Annotated in this window: 11 protein-coding genes and 2 pseudogenes; 11 read left to right on the top strand and 2 right to left on the bottom strand. The window is 60.0% G+C overall.

The features are described 5' to 3' along the window. The first annotated feature begins 9 nt into the window (after window positions 1-9). The 7 genes and pseudogenes from ACIOZM_RS14990 to ACIOZM_RS14960 all read left to right on the top strand — a co-directional run bounded on the left by ACIOZM_RS14990 (window position 10) and on the right by ACIOZM_RS14960 (window position 8,997). Window positions 10-975, top strand: a complete 966-nt coding sequence (locus tag ACIOZM_RS14990) for a FecR family protein (protein WP_401215104.1) — start codon at window positions 10-12, stop codon at window positions 973-975. A 122-nt stretch (window positions 976-1,097) separates the two neighbouring features. Further along, window positions 1,098-3,683 carry a TonB-dependent receptor gene (locus tag ACIOZM_RS14985; protein WP_401215102.1) on the top strand — a complete coding sequence of 862 codons (2,586 nt, stop codon included), beginning with the start codon at window positions 1,098-1,100 and terminating at the stop codon, window positions 3,681-3,683. 112 nt (window positions 3,684-3,795) lie between these two features. After that, window positions 3,796-4,404: a biliverdin-producing heme oxygenase gene (locus tag ACIOZM_RS14980; protein WP_401215099.1), complete on the top strand. Its 609-nt coding sequence runs from the start codon at window positions 3,796-3,798 to the stop codon at window positions 4,402-4,404. Between the two features lie 162 nt (window positions 4,405-4,566). Continuing rightward, window positions 4,567-4,956, top strand: a complete 390-nt coding sequence (locus tag ACIOZM_RS14975) for a YbaN family protein (protein WP_401215097.1) — start codon at window positions 4,567-4,569, stop codon at window positions 4,954-4,956. 379 nt (window positions 4,957-5,335) lie between these two features. Beyond that, window positions 5,336-6,568 (top strand): annotated as a pseudogene (locus ACIOZM_RS14970) (chemotaxis protein); the annotation flags it as partial. Between the two features lie 150 nt (window positions 6,569-6,718). Further along, window positions 6,719-7,474: a methyl-accepting chemotaxis protein gene (locus tag ACIOZM_RS14965; protein WP_401215322.1), complete on the top strand. Its 756-nt coding sequence runs from the start codon at window positions 6,719-6,721 to the stop codon at window positions 7,472-7,474. Window positions 7,475-7,665: 191 nt separating this feature from the next. Continuing rightward, a complete protein-coding gene (locus tag ACIOZM_RS14960; protein ID WP_401215096.1) occupies window positions 7,666-8,997 on the top strand; it encodes a CoA transferase in 1,332 nt (443 codons plus the stop codon). 135 nt (window positions 8,998-9,132) lie between these two features. Here the strand turns inward: ACIOZM_RS14960 and ACIOZM_RS14955 are convergent, their stop codons facing one another. Beyond that, entirely contained in the window at window positions 9,133-9,996 is an 864-nt protein-coding gene (locus ACIOZM_RS14955; protein ID WP_401215094.1) for a DNA-3-methyladenine glycosylase family protein, read from the bottom strand. Beyond that, complete coding sequence (arcD, locus tag ACIOZM_RS14950; RefSeq protein ID WP_401215092.1) at window positions 9,993-11,420, bottom strand: arginine-ornithine antiporter; 1,428 nt, start codon at window positions 11,418-11,420, stop codon at window positions 9,993-9,995. The genes ACIOZM_RS14955 and arcD (ACIOZM_RS14950) overlap by 4 nt, the downstream gene beginning before the upstream one ends. A gap of 438 nt (window positions 11,421-11,858) precedes the next feature. Here arcD (ACIOZM_RS14950) and arcD (ACIOZM_RS14945) point away from each other — a divergent pair, with 438 nt between their 5' ends. From arcD (ACIOZM_RS14945) to ACIOZM_RS14930, 4 genes and pseudogenes are all read left to right on the top strand, one after another. Continuing rightward, window positions 11,859-13,286, top strand: a complete 1,428-nt coding sequence (gene arcD, locus ACIOZM_RS14945) for an arginine-ornithine antiporter (protein WP_401215089.1) — start codon at window positions 11,859-11,861, stop codon at window positions 13,284-13,286. A gap of 33 nt (window positions 13,287-13,319) precedes the next feature. After that, complete coding sequence (arcA, locus tag ACIOZM_RS14940) at window positions 13,320-14,576, top strand: arginine deiminase (RefSeq protein WP_401215087.1); 1,257 nt, start codon at window positions 13,320-13,322, stop codon at window positions 14,574-14,576. A gap of 69 nt (window positions 14,577-14,645) precedes the next feature. Further along, window positions 14,646-15,656, top strand: a complete 1,011-nt coding sequence (locus ACIOZM_RS14935; RefSeq protein WP_401215085.1) for an ornithine carbamoyltransferase — start codon at window positions 14,646-14,648, stop codon at window positions 15,654-15,656. A 191-nt stretch (window positions 15,657-15,847) separates the two neighbouring features. After that, window positions 15,848-15,993 (top strand): annotated as a pseudogene (locus ACIOZM_RS14930) (carbamate kinase); the annotation flags it as partial.

Genomic DNA, 15,993 nt, shown 5'->3' with positions numbered 1-15,993 from the left:
GGAAACACCGTGACGGACACCCACCGCCCTCCTTCGCCGCCGTCGGCGCAGGACGCCGCAAGCGCAATGGACCAGGCTCTGGACTGGCTCATCGTGCTCGGCAGTCCGGATGAAGAGCAGACCCGGCAATTTCATGCGTGGCTGGCGGCTGATCCGTTGAATGCCGAAGCCTTCGCCAAGGCCCAGGCTATCTGGGACGGCCCGCAGATCGCCCAATGCGCACAAAGCCTCGCCAGCAAACCGGCCAAAGTCACCTTCCTTTCGCGCCTGCGTCCGCACTGGAAACCACTGGCGACGGCGGCGATTGTGCTTCTTGGCTTGTTCAGTTTCAGCAATCTGCCAATGCGGATTCAGGCCGATCACCTGACCGTGGTCGGCGAGCGCCAGCGCCTGCAACTGGAGGACGGCTCGAAAGTCCTGCTGAATACCAACTCGGCGTTTTCCAGCACCATCAACGACCAACAGCGGGTTGCGCGCCTGTATCAGGGTGAGGCGTTTTTCGAGGTCGGCGCCAATCGCGGGCAGCCGCTGGAAATCGATGCCGGCCCGGTCACCGCCAGCGTGCGCGACACTGCGTTCGCCGTGCGTTATCTGGACGGCGTGGCGCAGGTCAATGTGCAGCGTGGCGATGTCGATCTGCGCGCCACTCATAACGATGCCCGGGTACGCCTTTCCGCCGGGGAAAGCATCCGCATCGGCCCCAACGGTTTCGACCGTCCGGCCAAACTCGATGCCGCCACCGATCTGGCCTGGGTCCAGGGTCGACTGGTGTTCGAAAATTGTCCGCTGAATCAGGTGCTGGCTGAACTGCGCCGCTACTATCCGGGCTGGATCATCAACACCAATGAGCAATTGGCCGATGTCGCCGTCACCGGCAACTACCGCCTCGATCAGCCGCTGGACGTGGTGCGCTCCCTCGCCCACATCACCTCGGCGCGCCTGCAGGAATTCCCCGCGCTGGTGATCTTGAACTAAATGAGAATTATTTTTACTCGATAGCCGAAGCCGGTACGTCTCGTTATAGCCAATGCAATTGATTCGCATCTCCTGACGCGAATCAGCACCTATAAAGATTCGTGCGACACGGAGCGCTATCGATGTCCTCACGCCTTACCCGCCAGACTTCCAACCCTTCCCGCGTATTGTCGCTGCTGACCGCTGCCATCCTGATGGCCGGCACTGCACCGTTGCTGGCTGCCACCGAGCAACCGGCACGCAACATGGGTGATTACTCGTTCGCCATCGGTCAGCAGCCGCTGGTGTCGGCACTCAATGCCTTCACCGCCGTGACCGGCTGGCAGGTCGGCTTGCCGGCGGAACTGGGTCAGAACGTATCTTCGCCGGGCGTGCGCGGTTCGCTGCCACCGGAGAAAGCGCTGGAGCGTCTGTTGGTGGGGACCAACCTGAGCTTCCGCAAGCTGAGCAACAACAACGTGGTGCTGGAGAAACGCAAAAACAGCGGCGCGTTGAATCTGGATCAGGTGACCATCAGCGCCACTCGCCAGGAACAGTCGGTAAACAGCGTTCCAGCGACCGTCACCGTGCAGACCCGTCAGGATCTGGATCGCAACAACGTCAACACCATCAAGGATCTGGTGCGCTACGAGCCGGGTGTGTCGGTTGGCGGTGCCGGTCAGCGTGGCGGCATCAGCGGCTACAACATCCGTGGTATCGACGGCGACCGCATCCTGACCCAGGTTGACGGCGTGGAAGTGCCGGACGGTTTCTTCAACGGCCCGTACGCCAAGACTCAACGCAATTACGTTGACCCGGAAATCGTCAAACGCGTGGAAATCCTCCGTGGCCCGGCCTCGGTGCTGTACGGCAGCAACGCCATCGGCGGCGCGGTCAGCTACTACACCCTCGATCCGGACGACATCATCAAACCCGGCAAAGACGTCGGCGCCCGCCTGAAAACCGGTTACAGCTCGGCCGATGACAGCTGGCTGAAGTCCGCCACCGTTGCCGGCCGTGCCGAGCAGTTCGACGGCTTGCTGCATTACAGCCAGCGTGACGGCCATGAAACCGATTCCTACGGCAGCAACAACGGCACCGGCCTTGAGCGCACCGCCGCCAACCCGGAAGACGTCAAGGCGACCAACGTGCTGGCCAAGATCGGCTGGAACTACAACGAAGATTCGCGTCTGGGCCTGACCTACGAAAAGTACAAGGATGATCGCGACACCGATCAGAAAAGCGCCTACGGCGGTCCTTACTTCGCAGGTGCCCCGACCATCCCCGACAGCGTGCTGCCCGGCGGCATGTACCAGTGGCGTACCGGCAACGACACCATCACCCGTGAGCGTTTCGGCCTGGAGCACACCTTTGCGCTCGACAGCCTGCTGGCGGATAACGTGAAGTGGACCCTCAACCACCAGATCGCCAAAACCGATCAGAGCACCGAAGAGTTCTACTACCCGATGTCCCGCAAAGTGTTGCGTACCCGCGACACTATTTATGAAGAAAAACAGTGGGTGTTCGACGCACAACTGGACAAAGCGTTTGCCATCGGTGACACCGATCACGTCCTGACTTACGGCACCACCATCAAGCAGCAGAAAGTCACCGGCTCGCGCAGCGGCGACGGCAAGTGCCTGGCGGTCGGCCGTGGCTGCACCGCCATTGGCGCGACCAGCGCTGCCGACGTGCTGAAGAAGTCCAGCGATTTCCCGGACCCGACCATCAATACCTACAGCCTGTTCGCCCAGGACCAGATCAGCTGGAACAACTGGACCTTCCTGCCGGGCCTGCGCTACGACTACACCCAGCTCAAGCCGCACATCACTCAGGAATTCCTCAATACCGTGGCGGCTGACGGCAAAGGCACGGTCAGCGACGAGAACAAGACCTGGCACAAAGTCTCGCCGAAATTCGGCCTGACCTACGCGTTCAACGACAACTACACCTGGTACGGTCAGTACGCCGAAGGCTTCCGCACCCCGACCGCCAAAGCGCTGTACGGTCGCTTCGAGAACGCCACCACCGGCTACAACGTGGCGCCGAACCCGGACCTGGAACCGGAAAAAAGCAAAAGCTATGAAACCGGTCTGCGTGGCAACTTCGAGTCCGGCTCGTTCGATGTGGCGGTGTTCTATAACAAGTACCGCGATTTCATCAACGAAGATGCGGTCACCCCGGGCTACAGCGAGCTGACCTTCCAGTCGAGCAACATCAAGCACGCAACCATCAAGGGCGCCGAAGTCAAAGGTCGTCTGAACCTCGATTCGTTCGGTGCGCCACAAGGCCTGTACACCCAAGGCTCGATTGCCTACGCCTACGGTCGCAACAACGACAGCGGCGAGCCGCTGAACAGCGTCAACCCGCTGACCGGCGTGTTCGATCTCGGTTACGACCAGGACAACTACGGCGGCCTGCTGAGCTGGACCGTAGTGAAGAAAAAGGACCGTGTCGACGACACTCAATTCAAGTCGCCGGACGGCGTCAGCAGCCAGTTCAAGTCGCCGGGCTTCGGCATTCTGGATCTGGCCGGTTACTACAAAGTCACCGACGACGTCACCGTCAGCGGCGGAGTTTACAACCTGACCGACAAGAAATACTGGCTGTGGGACGACGTGCGCGGTTACGACGGCGTCGGCGAAGCTTCGGTCATCAGCCCGGCCAACATGGACCGCCTGACTCAGCCGGGTCGCAACTTCGCGATCAACCTGATCTGGGACATCTGATCCGGCCAACCTCGCTGCGCGTTTGTGCATGACGCGCAGTGAGGTTTTTTTACGCTCAGGCGTCTTCTTGTTCGTCTCGTTACCAAGCGCCACTTTTTCTCAAGGATTTCCCATGACCGCTCAAGACACCGCACAACGCCCTGCCCTGCGTTCGCAACGCTTGAATCAGATCACCAACGAGCCGCACAGCAAACTCGACGCGCTGGTCAAAGCTCATGCGCCGTTCGAGACCCGCGCCAATTTCGCTCGCTTCGTCGTCGCGCAGTATCTGTTCCAGTCGGAACTGGTTGATCTGTACAACGATGCCGAACTGACCGCGATCGTGCCTGACTTGCCGGCTCGTTGCCGCGCCGATGCGGCCAAGGCTGACCTCGCCGACCTGGAAACCGAAATCCCGGCACCGGTTGCCGGCGCCTTGAAAAACCCGAGCAGGGCTCGTGCTCTGGGCTGGATCTTCGTCTCCGAAGGTTCCAAGCTCGGCGCTGCATTCCTGATCAAGCGCGCTGTGGCGCTGGACCTCAGCGACAGCTTCGGCGCCCGTCACCTGGGTGAACCTGAAGGTGGCCGCGCCGAAGGCTGGAAAAGCTTCATCAAGACCCTCGACTCGCTGCAATTCAGCGCCGAGGAAGAAGCTGAAGCAGAGCAAGGTGCCGTGGATGCGTTCAACCGTTTCACCGTGTTGCTGGAACAGGCTTACGCCACCGAAGCCGAACTGGCCTGATCAGCAACACAAATCCCCTTGTGGGAGCTAGCCTGCTGGCGATGGCGGTGTATCAGTCGACATCTATATTGTCTGACCCGCCATCGCTAGCAGGCTAGCTCCCACAGGGAACTGCACAAGTCTGTAAGATTGCCGTTTCGCCTCACGCATTCCCCCGAGCCCATGCCGCAACCAGCCTCCTCGAAACTCGCCCGCCTGCTGTTCGGTCTGCTGGCCTACGTCAGCCTCGGCATTGGCCTGATCGCCATCGTCGTGCCCGGCCTGCCGACCACCGAGTTCATCCTGCTCGCCGCCTGGGCCGCCACCCGCAGTTCGCCGCGCCTGAGTGCCTGGCTGGAAAACCATCGCCTGTTCGGCCCGATCCTCAGCAACTGGCGCAACGGCAAGATCATTGCGCGCAAAGCCAAGGTCAGCGCCACGGTCAGCATGCTGCTGTGTGCAACGTTGATGCTGGTGATGCTCGATCACGGCTGGCCGATTTATCTGGCGATTGGCGGGATGCTGATGGGCAACCTGTGGATCTGGTCACGCCCCGAAGCCCTAACAACCTGAGATCACACCGACTCCTGTGGCGAGGGGATTTATCCCCGTTCGGCTGCGAAGCAGTCGTGAATTCATTCGACGCGGTAGTTCAGTCAAATCGCAATTGTCTGGTTTGGGGCCGCTACGCAGCCCAACGGGGATAAATCCCCTCGCCACAAAAGCGCTCTCCAGCCGATTCCTTTGGTTGTTTCATCACTGAAACATCCCTGTAATTAATCCCTTTTTCAGCACATTCCCCTGCGCAAACGTTTACCCACTACCGTTCGTCGGTACCCGCCTCATGCCGCTGCGCCCCACGCCGATGCCTTTGAATGGCGCTGAATGGATTTGGCGAACCGGATAGTTCATATCCGCAAGCCACCCGTTTATTCATTCGCGAGATCGCCCCATGTTCGACTCTCTTTCCATTCGCCTGAAAATCGTTCTGCTGTCCGGCCTGTGCCTGCTCGGCGTAGTCGCGCTGATCGTTGGCATCAACATTTACCAGACCAACCAGAACGACGAACTGGTCAGCACCTCCAGCAGCAAGATGCTCACCGTCAGTGTGCAGAACCTGTTGCAGGCCAAAGCTGCCGAGCAAGCCGTGCGGGTGCAGAAAACCTTCGGCGAAAGCCTGTTGGTGATCACCGCCCTGGCGGATCAGATCAAGGACATGCGCGTGATGGCCGCCAAGCGTTCGCTGGACGCTGGCGCGGTGCGCGAAGAGTTGAACCAGAGTCTGAAAACCGCCTTCGAGCGCAACGACAAAGTGCTCGGCATCTGGCTCGCCTTTGAGCCCAACGGGCTGGACGGCAAGGACAGCGAGTTCATCAATGACGCTGCACGCCAGTCCAACGAAGTCGGGCGCTTCGCGACCTATTGGAGTCGTGCTGCCGGTTCGGCGCTGAACACGATCATGGTCGAAGAGGACATGACCAAAACCACCCTCAGCGTCAGCGGTACGCCGTACAACAGCTGGTACACCTGCCCTCGCGACAACAAGCGCACCTGCCTGCTCGATCCGTATGCCGACACCGTGGGCACCAAGGAAATGTTGATGACCACCATTTCCGTGCCGTTGATCGTCGACGGCAAAACCATCGGCGTGGTCGGTGTCGACATCGCACTCGACGCCCTGCAAGCGGCAGCGGTGGACTCCCAGCGTGATCTGTTCAACAGCGCCGGGCATATGCTCATCGTTTCCGGCAGCGGCGTACTCGGGGCCGACAGTTCCGACGCGACCAAGGTCGGCAAGAAAATCAGCGACACCCTCGGAGCTGACGGCAAAGACGTCCTGCAACTGCTGAGCAGTGGCACACCGAAGATTCTCGAACAGGGCGACCTGATCCGCGCCGTGTACCCGGTCGATCCGATTGGCAACTCGCGGGCGTGGGGCGTGGTCATCGACCTGCCGAAACAAGTGCTGCTGGCCGATTCGGTCAAACTGCAAACGGTGCTCGACGATGCTCAGGAAACCGGTGTTCTCACTGCATTGCTGGTGGCTGTAGTCGCCGGTCTGGTGGGCCTGTTGCTGATCTGGCTCACGGCTTCGGGCGTCACTCGGCCGATCAACAGCGTCGCCGAGATGCTGAAAAATATCGCCAGCGGCGAAGGCGATCTGACCCAGCGTCTGAACTACACGAAGAAGGATGAACTCGGCGAACTGGTGAACTGGTTCAACCGTTTCCTCGACAAGCTGCAACCGACCATCGCGCAGATCAAGCAGAGCATCACCGAGGCCCGTGGCACCGCCGACCAGTCTTCGGAAATCGCCCGCCAGACCAGCGAAGGCATGCAGGTGCAGTTCCGCGAGATCGATCAGGTTGCCACCGCGTCCAACGAAATGAGCGCCACTGCCCACGACGTCGCCAACAGCGCCTCGAACGCGGCCAACGCCGCCAAGGGTGCCGATCAGTCGGCGAAGGAAGGCATGTCGATCATCGAGCGCAGCACCCGCGACATCAATCAACTGGCCGATGAAGTCAGCAAGGCTGTGACCGAAGTCGAAGCACTGGCGGTCAACAGCGAGCAGATCGGCTCGGTGCTGGAAGTGATCCGCAGCATCGCTGAGCAGACCAACCTGCTGGCGCTCAACGCCGCCATCGAAGCGGCCCGTGCCGGTGAGAGTGGACGTGGTTTTGCGGTAGTGGCCGACGAGGTGCGTAATCTGGCCAAACGCACGCAGGATTCGGTGGAAGAAATTCGCGTGGTCATCGAGCGCATCCAGACCGGCACCCGTGGCGTGGTCGCGACCATGCATTCGAGCCAGACCCAGGCGCATAACAACGCCGGGCAAATCCGTCAGGCCGTGGATGCTCTGGGCAAGATCAGCGACGCGGTGACTGTGATCAGCGACATGAACCTGCAAATCGCCAGCGCCGCCGAACAGCAAAGCGCTGTGGCCGAAGAGGTCAACCGCAACGTCTCGGCGATTCGCACTGTGACCGAAACATTGACCGAACAAGCCACCGAATCGGCAGCGATCAGCAGCCAGCTCAATGCACTGGCCAGCCAGCAGATGAAATTGATGGATCAGTTCCGCGTATAACGCAACATCCCCAATCCCTGTGGGAGCTGGCTTGCCAGCGATGGCGGTGGATCAGTTGATCATTTTTTGACTGACACTCCGCTATCGCTGGCAAGCCAGCTCCCACAGGGGAAGTGTTCGTTGTTCGGGAATTTCATCGGACTCGATGATCTTTTGCTCTATCCTCGTCCTCTCGTTCCGGAGGGCCTTCGATGACTGATTTGCTCACGTCCATTCAAGCCGCGCTTGGCTTGCCGCACACGCCGATTCCGTTCACCGCCAGTGGCGCCCTGCCCTCGGCGTTCGCCGTGACTGATCTGGCCTGCGCCAGCATGGCGGCGGCCGCTCAGGCAGTCAGCGAACTGTTGAATCAACGCACCGGACACTTGCCGGCGATTGAAGTGGATAGACGACTCGCCTCGTTCTGGTTCGCCACTTCACTGCGTCCAGTTGGCTGGGAAGTGCCGCCACTGTGGGACGCGGTGGCCGGCGACTACGCAACGAAGGACGGCTGGATACGCCTGCACACCAACGCCCCGCACCATCGCGCCGCCGCCGAAAACGTACTCGGCGCCTGTGCCGACCGTGCGGCCATGGCGGCAAAAGTCGCGCAATGGGCCAGCGCCGATCTGGAACAAGCGGTGGTCGAAGCCAAGGGCTGCGCCGCCGAAATGCGTAGTTGGGCGCAATGGCAGCAGCATCCGCAAGGCCTGGCGGTGAATGCCGAGCCGCTGGTTGATTTCAGCTTCGAAGATTCAGCGAAACTCCGGCCGTGGTCAGGCTCGGCGGCTCAACCGCTGGCCGGAATCAAAGTGCTCGATCTGACCCGAGTGCTCGCTGGCCCCATCGCCAGCCGTTTTCTCGCAGGCCTCGGCGCCGACGTGCTGCGCATCGATCCGCCGACCTGGAACGAGCCGGGCGTGGTGCCGGAAGTTACCCTCGGCAAACGCTGTGCGCGGCTGGATCTGCATGATCCGGCGGATCGTGCGGTGTTCGAAAACTTGCTGAAAGACACCGACATTCTGCTGCATGGCTACCGCGCCGACGCTCTGGAACATCTCGGATTCGGCGCAGAACGCCGCCGACAATTGGCGCCGGGGCTGATCGACGTCTGCCTCAACGCCTACGGCTGGAGCGGCCCGTGGCAGAATCGGCGCGGCTTCGACAGTCTGGTGCAGATGAGCAGCGGCATTGCCGAAGCCGGGCAGCGCTGGAAGAACGCCGACAAGCCGACGCCGTTGCCGGTGCAGGCGCTGGATCACGCGACCGGCTATCTGATGGCGGCGAGTGCGATCAAGTTACTGAGCAGCGCTGGCGGCTCGGCGCGATTGTCATTGGCGCGCACCGCGAAGCTGTTGATCGAACACGGGCCGGGAACGAGTGAGGCGTTGCGGGCAGAGGATCCGCAGGATCAAAGCACGCGTGTCGAGCAGACACCGTGGGGGCCGGCGCATCGGTTACAGGTGCCGGTGAAGATCAAAGGCACGCCGTTGCGATGGGCGCTGCCGGCCACGGAATTGGGTTCACATCGACCGAAGTGGTAGTCACTGTCAGGGCCCTATCGCTGGCAAGCCAGCTCCCACAGGTTCAGTGGTGTTCACAAAATTTGTATTCGACACAGACACTGTGGGAGCTGGCTTGCCAGCGATAGGGCCAGTTCGACCAACACAAATTCCGGATCAATCCACTCGGCTCAAGGATGTCCATAAAAGCTGCGCCGCATACCCCCGATAAGGTCGCCAGGCCTCAGCCCGCAGCAACATTTCCCGCGCCGTCGGCCGCTCACCGTCAACCACCTCCAGCGCCTTGAGTAACCCGACATCGCCATTTGGAAACCCATCCATATCACGCAACTGCCGCAGCGCAATGTACTGCGCCGTCCAGTCCCCGATCCCGTGCAGCGCCAACAACCGCGCCACCCCGCCCTCGCGTTCCGGCGCAAACAATGAAGGATCATCGAGCAACGCCTGCGCCACCCCGGACAGCGTCCGTCCACGACTTTTCGGCATGCCCAGTGCCGCCAGATCAGCAACCGCCAACACGTCAGCCTCGGGAAACACATGAGTGATTCCAGGCACCGAAGAGCGCACCGCCGCGCCATACTGCGTTACCAGTTTCCCCGCCAGCCGAATTGCCGCGACAACCGTGATCTGCTGCCCGAGCACCGCACGAAACGCAAGTTCCAGACCATCCCACGCCCCCGGCACCCGCAGCCCCGGTCGCTCGTCGATCAACCGCGCCAGCAACGGATGCGGCGCCAGATGCCGCTGCATCGCGGCCAGATCCGCATCCAGATCAAACAACCGCCGCAGCCGCATAACGATTTCCGGCAGCGCCGCCGCATCAGGAAAATCCAGCTCGACCTCCAGCGCATCGCCCGTCCCGGGCCAGACCGAAACCGTGCCGTGCAATCCGTTCAAACCAATGCTGCGCGAGTACACGCCGTCAGCCACAACCTCCATCCCCACCAGTGCCCGCGCCGCGAGAAACCCGAGCATCGCCGGCCAGTCATAGGGCGGTTGATACGCCAAATGCAACCTCACAGCGACAGCAAACCGCTGTACAAGCCATACGCCGCCAATCCGGCACCGGCCACCACGCAGGCGAAAATGCCTTTCTCGACATGGGTGAACAACGGCTCGCCCTGCTCACGTTTGGCCTTGGCAAACAGGATCACCCCGGGCGCATAGAGCAACGCCGACAACAGCAGATATTTCACCCCACCGGCATACAACAGCCACACCGCATAACTCAGGGCGATGCCGCCGATCAGCAGATCCTTGGTGCGTTCAGCCGAGGCGTGTTCGTAGGTTTCACCGCGCCCGCTCAACAGCACCGCATACGCCGCCGACCACAGGTACGGCACCAGAATCATCGACGACGCGAGGTAAATCAGGCTGGTGTAAGTGCCGGCGGAAAACAGCGTGATCAACAGGAAAATCTGAATCATCACGTTGGTCAGCCACAGCGCATTGACCGGCACATGGTTGGCGTTTTCCTTTTTCAGAAACGCCGGCATGGTCTTGTCCTTGGCCGTGGCGAAGAGGATTTCCGCGCACAGCAGCGCCCACGACAGCAACGCACCGAGCAGGGAAATCGCCAGGCCGATGCTGATCAGCAACGCGCCCCACGGCCCGACAATGTGCTCCAGCACCGCCGCCAACGACGGGTTCTGCAGGTTCGCCAGTTCCGGCTGGCTCATGATCCCCAGCGACAGCACGTTGACCAGCACCAGCAGCGCCAGCACCCCGATAAATCCGATCACCGTGGCGCGGCCAACGTCGCTGCGTTTCTCCGCACGGGCCGAGTAGACGCTGGCGCCTTCGATGCCGATGAACACGAACACTGTCACCAGCATCATGTTGCGCACCTGGTCCATCACCCCGCCGAAATTCGGGTTGCTCTCGCCCCAGATGTCACGGGTAAAAATATCAGCCTTGAATGCCACGGCAGCGATGACGATGAACATGATCAGCGGCACCACCTTGGCCACGGTGGTCAACTGATTGATCAGCGCCGCCTCCTTGATCCCGCGCAGCACCAGGAAATGCACGGCCCACAGCAACACCGAAGCGCAGGCAATAGCGATGGGCGTATTGCCCTGGCCAAACACTGGGAAGAAGTAACCGAGGGTGCTGAACAACAAAACGAAATAGCCGACGTTACCCAGCCAGGCGCTGATCCAGTAACCCCACGCCGACGAGAAGCCCATGTAGTCGCCGAACCCGGCCTTGGCGTAGGCATAGACCCCGGAATCCAGCTCCGGCTTACGGTTGGCCAGAGTCTGAAAGACAAACGCGAGGGTGAGCATGCCAATCGCCGTGATACCCCAACCGATCAGGATCGCACCGGCATCGGCACGGGCCGCCATGTTCTGCGGCAAAGAGAAAATCCCCCCGCCGATCATCGAGCCCACCACCAGGGCGATCAACGCGCCAAGGCGCAGCTTTTGCGTCGGTTGCGACATTCATTTCTCCCTTGAGATGTGCGGTGAAGTTTTATTTGTAACCAATATTAACTAAACGATTAAAGCCTGATCACGTTTATCAGGTAATGCCAACAAACGCCCATTTATATATAGCGGATGACTCTAACGCCTAGCACGTTAAGACAGTTTTGTGCGCTGATCCTAATAAATCAATTCTGTACTGAAAACAGATGTGGAAAATTTGCCAAAAGCTGAAAAAGAACTAGCGTGTTAATTCGAAAGTAATAATAGGCATTCCCAACCACGCAGCAAGAAAGCCTCTAGGACGGGCCTTTGAGAAAGTAGCCTTATGCCTTCAGCCGTTTCATAAGTCATTCATTAACAATGGAATGTGACCATGCACTGATCTAAGTCAGCTGTTTGAATAGCCAACAGATCTACGCTGTGAACTCTTCTCTCCTGCAATGGAGTCATGCAATGTCTGAAGCTCCCGGAAAACTACGACTAGGTGCACTGGTTGCATTGGTAGTCGGCTCAATGATCGGTGGCGGGATATTCTCTTTGCCACAAAACATGGCAGCCAGCGCCGACGTCGGCGCGGTATTGATCGGCTGGGCCATCACCGCCGTCGGCATGCTCACCCTCGCTTTTGTCTTCCAAACCCTTGCCAATCGAAAGCCTGACCTGGACGGCGGTGTCTACGCCTACGCCAAGGCCGGTTTCGGCGATTACATGGGTTTCTCGTCCGCCTGGGGTTACTGGATCAGTGCATGGCTGGGCAACGTCGGTTACTTCGTTCTGCTCTTCAGTACCCTCGGCTACTTCTTCCCGGTTTTCGGTGAAGGCAACACCGTTGCTGCGGTGATTGGTGCCTCGGTACTGCTGTGGGCCGTGCACTTTCTGGTGCTGCGCGGGATCAAGGAAGCGGCGTTCATTAACCTGGTGACCACCGTCGCCAAGGTCGTGCCGCTGCTGCTGTTCGTGCTGATCGCGGTGTTCGCTTTCAAACTGGACATCTTCACCGCTGACATCTGGGGCATAAAAAACCCGGATCTGGGCAGCGTGATGAACCAGGTGCGCAACATGATGCTGGTCACCGTGTGGGTGTTCATCGGCATCGAGGGCGCGAGCATCTTCTCGGCCCGTGCAGAAAAACGCTCGGACGTGGGCAAGGCCACCGTGATCGGCTTCATCACCGTGCTGCTGTTTCTGGTGCTGGTGAACGTGCTGTCGCTGGGCATCATGACCCAACCGGAACTGGCCAAACTGCAGAACCCGTCGATGGCTGCCGTGCTTGAACACGTGGTCGGTCACTGGGGTGCGGTGCTGATCAGCGTCGGTCTGATCATCTCGCTGCTGGGTGCGCTGCTGTCGTGGGTGCTGCTGTGTGCGGAGATTATGTTCGCCGCCGCCAAAGACCACACCATGCCGGAGTTTCTGCGCAAGGAAAACGCCAACCACGTACCGGTCAACGCCCTGTGGCTGACCAACGCGATGGTGCAGATTTTCCTGATCATCACCCTGTTCTCGGCCAGCACTTATCTGTCACTGATCTACCTCGCCACCTCGATGATTCTGGTGCCTTACCTGTGGTCGGCGGCCTATGCCCTGCTGCTCGCGGTACGCGGCGAAACCTACGAAGGCTTCGTGGCCGAACGGCGCAAGGATCTGATCATCGGCGGCATCGCCCTGATCTACGCGGTGTGGCTGCTGTATGCCGGCGGGGTCAAGTATCTGCTGCTCTCGGCCCTGCTCTATGCGCCCGGCGCGATCCTGTTCGCCAAGGCCAAGATCGAACTCAAACAACAGGTTTTCACCAACGTCGAGAAGCTGATTTTCGCCGCAGTGGTCGTGGGTGCCCTGGTGGCAGCCTACGGTCTCTACGACGGCTTCCTGACTCTGTAATTGCTCAATGTTTATCTCTGGAGGATCACTGATATGACCACGGAAAAAGTTAAGTACGGCGTCCATTCCGAAGCCGGCAAACTGCACAAAGTCATGGTTTGCTCCCCTGGTCTGGCCCATCAGCGCCTGACCCCGAACAACTGCGATGATCTGCTGTTCGACGACGTCCTGTGGGTCGCCCAGGCCAAGCGTGACCACTTCGATTTCGTCACCAAGATGCGTGAACGCGGAATCGATGTGCTGGAAATGCACAACCTGCTGACCGACATCGTCGCCATCCCGGAAGCGCTGGACTGGATTCTTGATCGCAAGGTCACCGCCGACTCGGTGGGCCTGGGCCTGATCAACGAAGTGAAATCCTGGCTGAAGAGCCTGGAGCCGCGACACATCGCCGAATTCCTGATTGGCGGCGTCTCCGCCGAAGACCTGCCGGACAGCTTTGGTGGCAAGACCATCCAGATGTTCCGCGACTTCCTCGGCCACTCCAGCTTCATTCTGCCGCCGCTGCCGAACACCCAGTTCACCCGCGACACCACTTGCTGGATCTACGGTGGCGTGACGCTGAACCCGATGTACTGGCCGGCACGCCGTCAGGAAACCCTGCTGGCCGCCGCCATCTACAAATTCCACCCGCAGTTCACCAACGCCGAATTCGAAATCTGGTACGGCGATCCGGACAAGGAACACGGCAGCTCCACCCTTGAAGGCGGCGACGTGATGCCGATCGGTAACGGCGTGGTGTTGATCGGTATGGGCGAACGCTCTTCCCGTCAGGCCATCGGCCAACTGGCGCTGAACCTGTTCAAGAACAAAGCCGTCGAGAAAGTCATCGTTGCCGGCCTGCCGAAGTCCCGCGCCGCGATGCACCTGGATACCGTGTTCAGCTTCTGCGACCGCGACCTCGTCACCATATTCCCGGAAGTGGTCAACCAGATCGTCGCCTTCACTCTGCGACCTGACGAAAGCAAACAGGGCGGCATCGACATCCGCCGCGAAGAAGGCACCTTCCTCGACACCGTGGCCAAAGCCCTCAATCTGAAAGCGTTGCGCGTGGTGGAAACCGGCGGCAACAGCTTCGCCGCCGAGCGCGAGCAATGGGATGACGGCAACAACGTGGTGGCAGTGGAACCGGGCGTGGTCATCGGCTACGACCGCAACACCTACACCAACACCCTGCTGCGCAAGGCCGGGATCGAGGTCATCACCATCAGCGCCGGCGAACTCGGCCGGGGCCGTGGCGGCGGCCACTGCATGACCTGCCCGATCATCCGCGACCCAATCGACTACTAAACCTCTGAGCCCTGGCCGCCGCTTACCCAGCGCGGCCAGGGGGATAACCGATACCGAAGGAGATCCATCATGGCTTTTAACATTCACAACCGTAACCTGCTCAGCCTGGAACACCACACCCCACGTGAGCTGCGTTACCTGCTGGACCTGTCCCGCGACCTGAAACGTGCCAAATACACCGGCACCGAGCAGCAACACCTGAAGGGCAACAACATTGCCCTGATCTTCGAAAAAACGTCGACCCGTACCCGTTGCGCATTCGAAGTCGCGGCCTATGACCAAGGCGCCAACGTCACTTACATCGACCCGAACTCTTCGCAGATCGGCCACAAGGAAAGCATGAAGGACACAGCCCGCGTGCTGGGTCGCATGTACGACGCCATCGAATACCGTGGCTTCAAGCAGGAAATCGTCGAAGAACTGGCCAAGTTCGCAGGCGTGCCGGTGTTCAACGGTCTGACCGATGAATATCACCCGACTCAGATGATCGCCGACGTGCTGACCATGCGTGAGCACGCCGACAAGCCGATCCATGAAATCAGCTACGCCTACCTCGGCGACGCGCGCAACAACATGGGCAACTCGCTGCTGCTGGTCGGCGCCAAACTCGGCATGGACGTGCGCATCTGCGCGCCAAAAGCCCTGTGGCCACTGGATGATCTGGTCGCTCGCTGCAAAAAATACGCTGAAGAAAGTGGTGCCCGCATCACCCTTACCGAAGACCCGAAAGCCGCAGTCAAAGGCGTGGACTTCATCCACACCGACGTCTGGGTATCGATGGGCGAGCCGGTTGAAGCCTGGGCCGAACGTATCCAGCAACTGCTGCCGTACCAGGTCAACGCCGAACTGATGAAAGCCACCGGCAACCCACGCACCAAGTTCATGCACTGCCTGCCGGCGTTTCACAACAGCGATACCAAGGTTGGCAAACAGATTGCCGAGCAGTATCCGCATCTGGCCAACGGCATAGAAGTAACCGACGACGTGTTCGAATCGCCAGCCTGCATCGCCTTCGAGCAAGCGGAAAACCGCATGCACACCATCAAGGCGATCCTGGTTTCGACCCTGGCTGATCTGTAACTGATAAAGCTCCCACTGAAGGAACCGGTTCCAAATGTGGGAGCTAGCCTGCTAGCGATTGCAATGTGTCAGTCGCCATCGTCGGTGACTGATCGATCGCCATCGCCAGCAGGCTAGCTCCCACAGGGGATCTCGGTTCCGACAGGGAAATCGAGTCGTTTGCCATTCCTCTGTTTAGAAGGACATGCACCATGCGTATCGTCGTAGCTCTGGGCGGTAACGCCCTGCTCCGCCGTGGTGAACCGATGACCGCTGACAATCAGCGCGCCAACATCCGCATCGCCACCGAGCAAATCGCCAAGATCCATCCCGGCAACCAACTGGTCATCGCCCACTG

Origin of the sequence: Pseudomonas sp. NPDC087346 (assembly GCF_044744235.1) — a bacterium.
Taxonomy (GTDB): Bacteria; Pseudomonadota; Gammaproteobacteria; order Pseudomonadales; family Pseudomonadaceae; genus Aquipseudomonas.
This window is presented reverse-complemented; position numbering and strand designations above follow the sequence as displayed.

What these genes read in the sequence shown, in the direction of transcription:
- arcD (WP_401215089.1), top strand. Translation starts at nt 11,859, where the DNA reads ATGTCTGAAGCTCCCGGAAAACTACGACTAGGTGCACTGGTTGCATTG.
- ACIOZM_RS14985 (WP_401215102.1), top strand. Translation starts at nt 1,098, where the DNA reads ATGTCCTCACGCCTTACCCGCCAGACTTCCAACCCTTCCCGCGTATTG.
- ACIOZM_RS14965 (WP_401215322.1), top strand. Translation starts at nt 6,719, where the DNA reads ATGCAGGTGCAGTTCCGCGAGATCGATCAGGTTGCCACCGCGTCCAAC.
- ACIOZM_RS14975 (WP_401215097.1), top strand. Translation starts at nt 4,567, where the DNA reads ATGCCGCAACCAGCCTCCTCGAAACTCGCCCGCCTGCTGTTCGGTCTG.
- ACIOZM_RS14960 (WP_401215096.1), top strand. Translation starts at nt 7,666, where the DNA reads ATGACTGATTTGCTCACGTCCATTCAAGCCGCGCTTGGCTTGCCGCAC.
- ACIOZM_RS14980 (WP_401215099.1), top strand. Translation starts at nt 3,796, where the DNA reads ATGACCGCTCAAGACACCGCACAACGCCCTGCCCTGCGTTCGCAACGC.
- arcD (WP_401215092.1), bottom strand. Translation starts at nt 11,420, where the DNA reads ATGTCGCAACCGACGCAAAAGCTGCGCCTTGGCGCGTTGATCGCCCTG.
- arcA (WP_401215087.1), top strand. Translation starts at nt 13,320, where the DNA reads ATGACCACGGAAAAAGTTAAGTACGGCGTCCATTCCGAAGCCGGCAAA.
- ACIOZM_RS14935 (WP_401215085.1), top strand. Translation starts at nt 14,646, where the DNA reads ATGGCTTTTAACATTCACAACCGTAACCTGCTCAGCCTGGAACACCAC.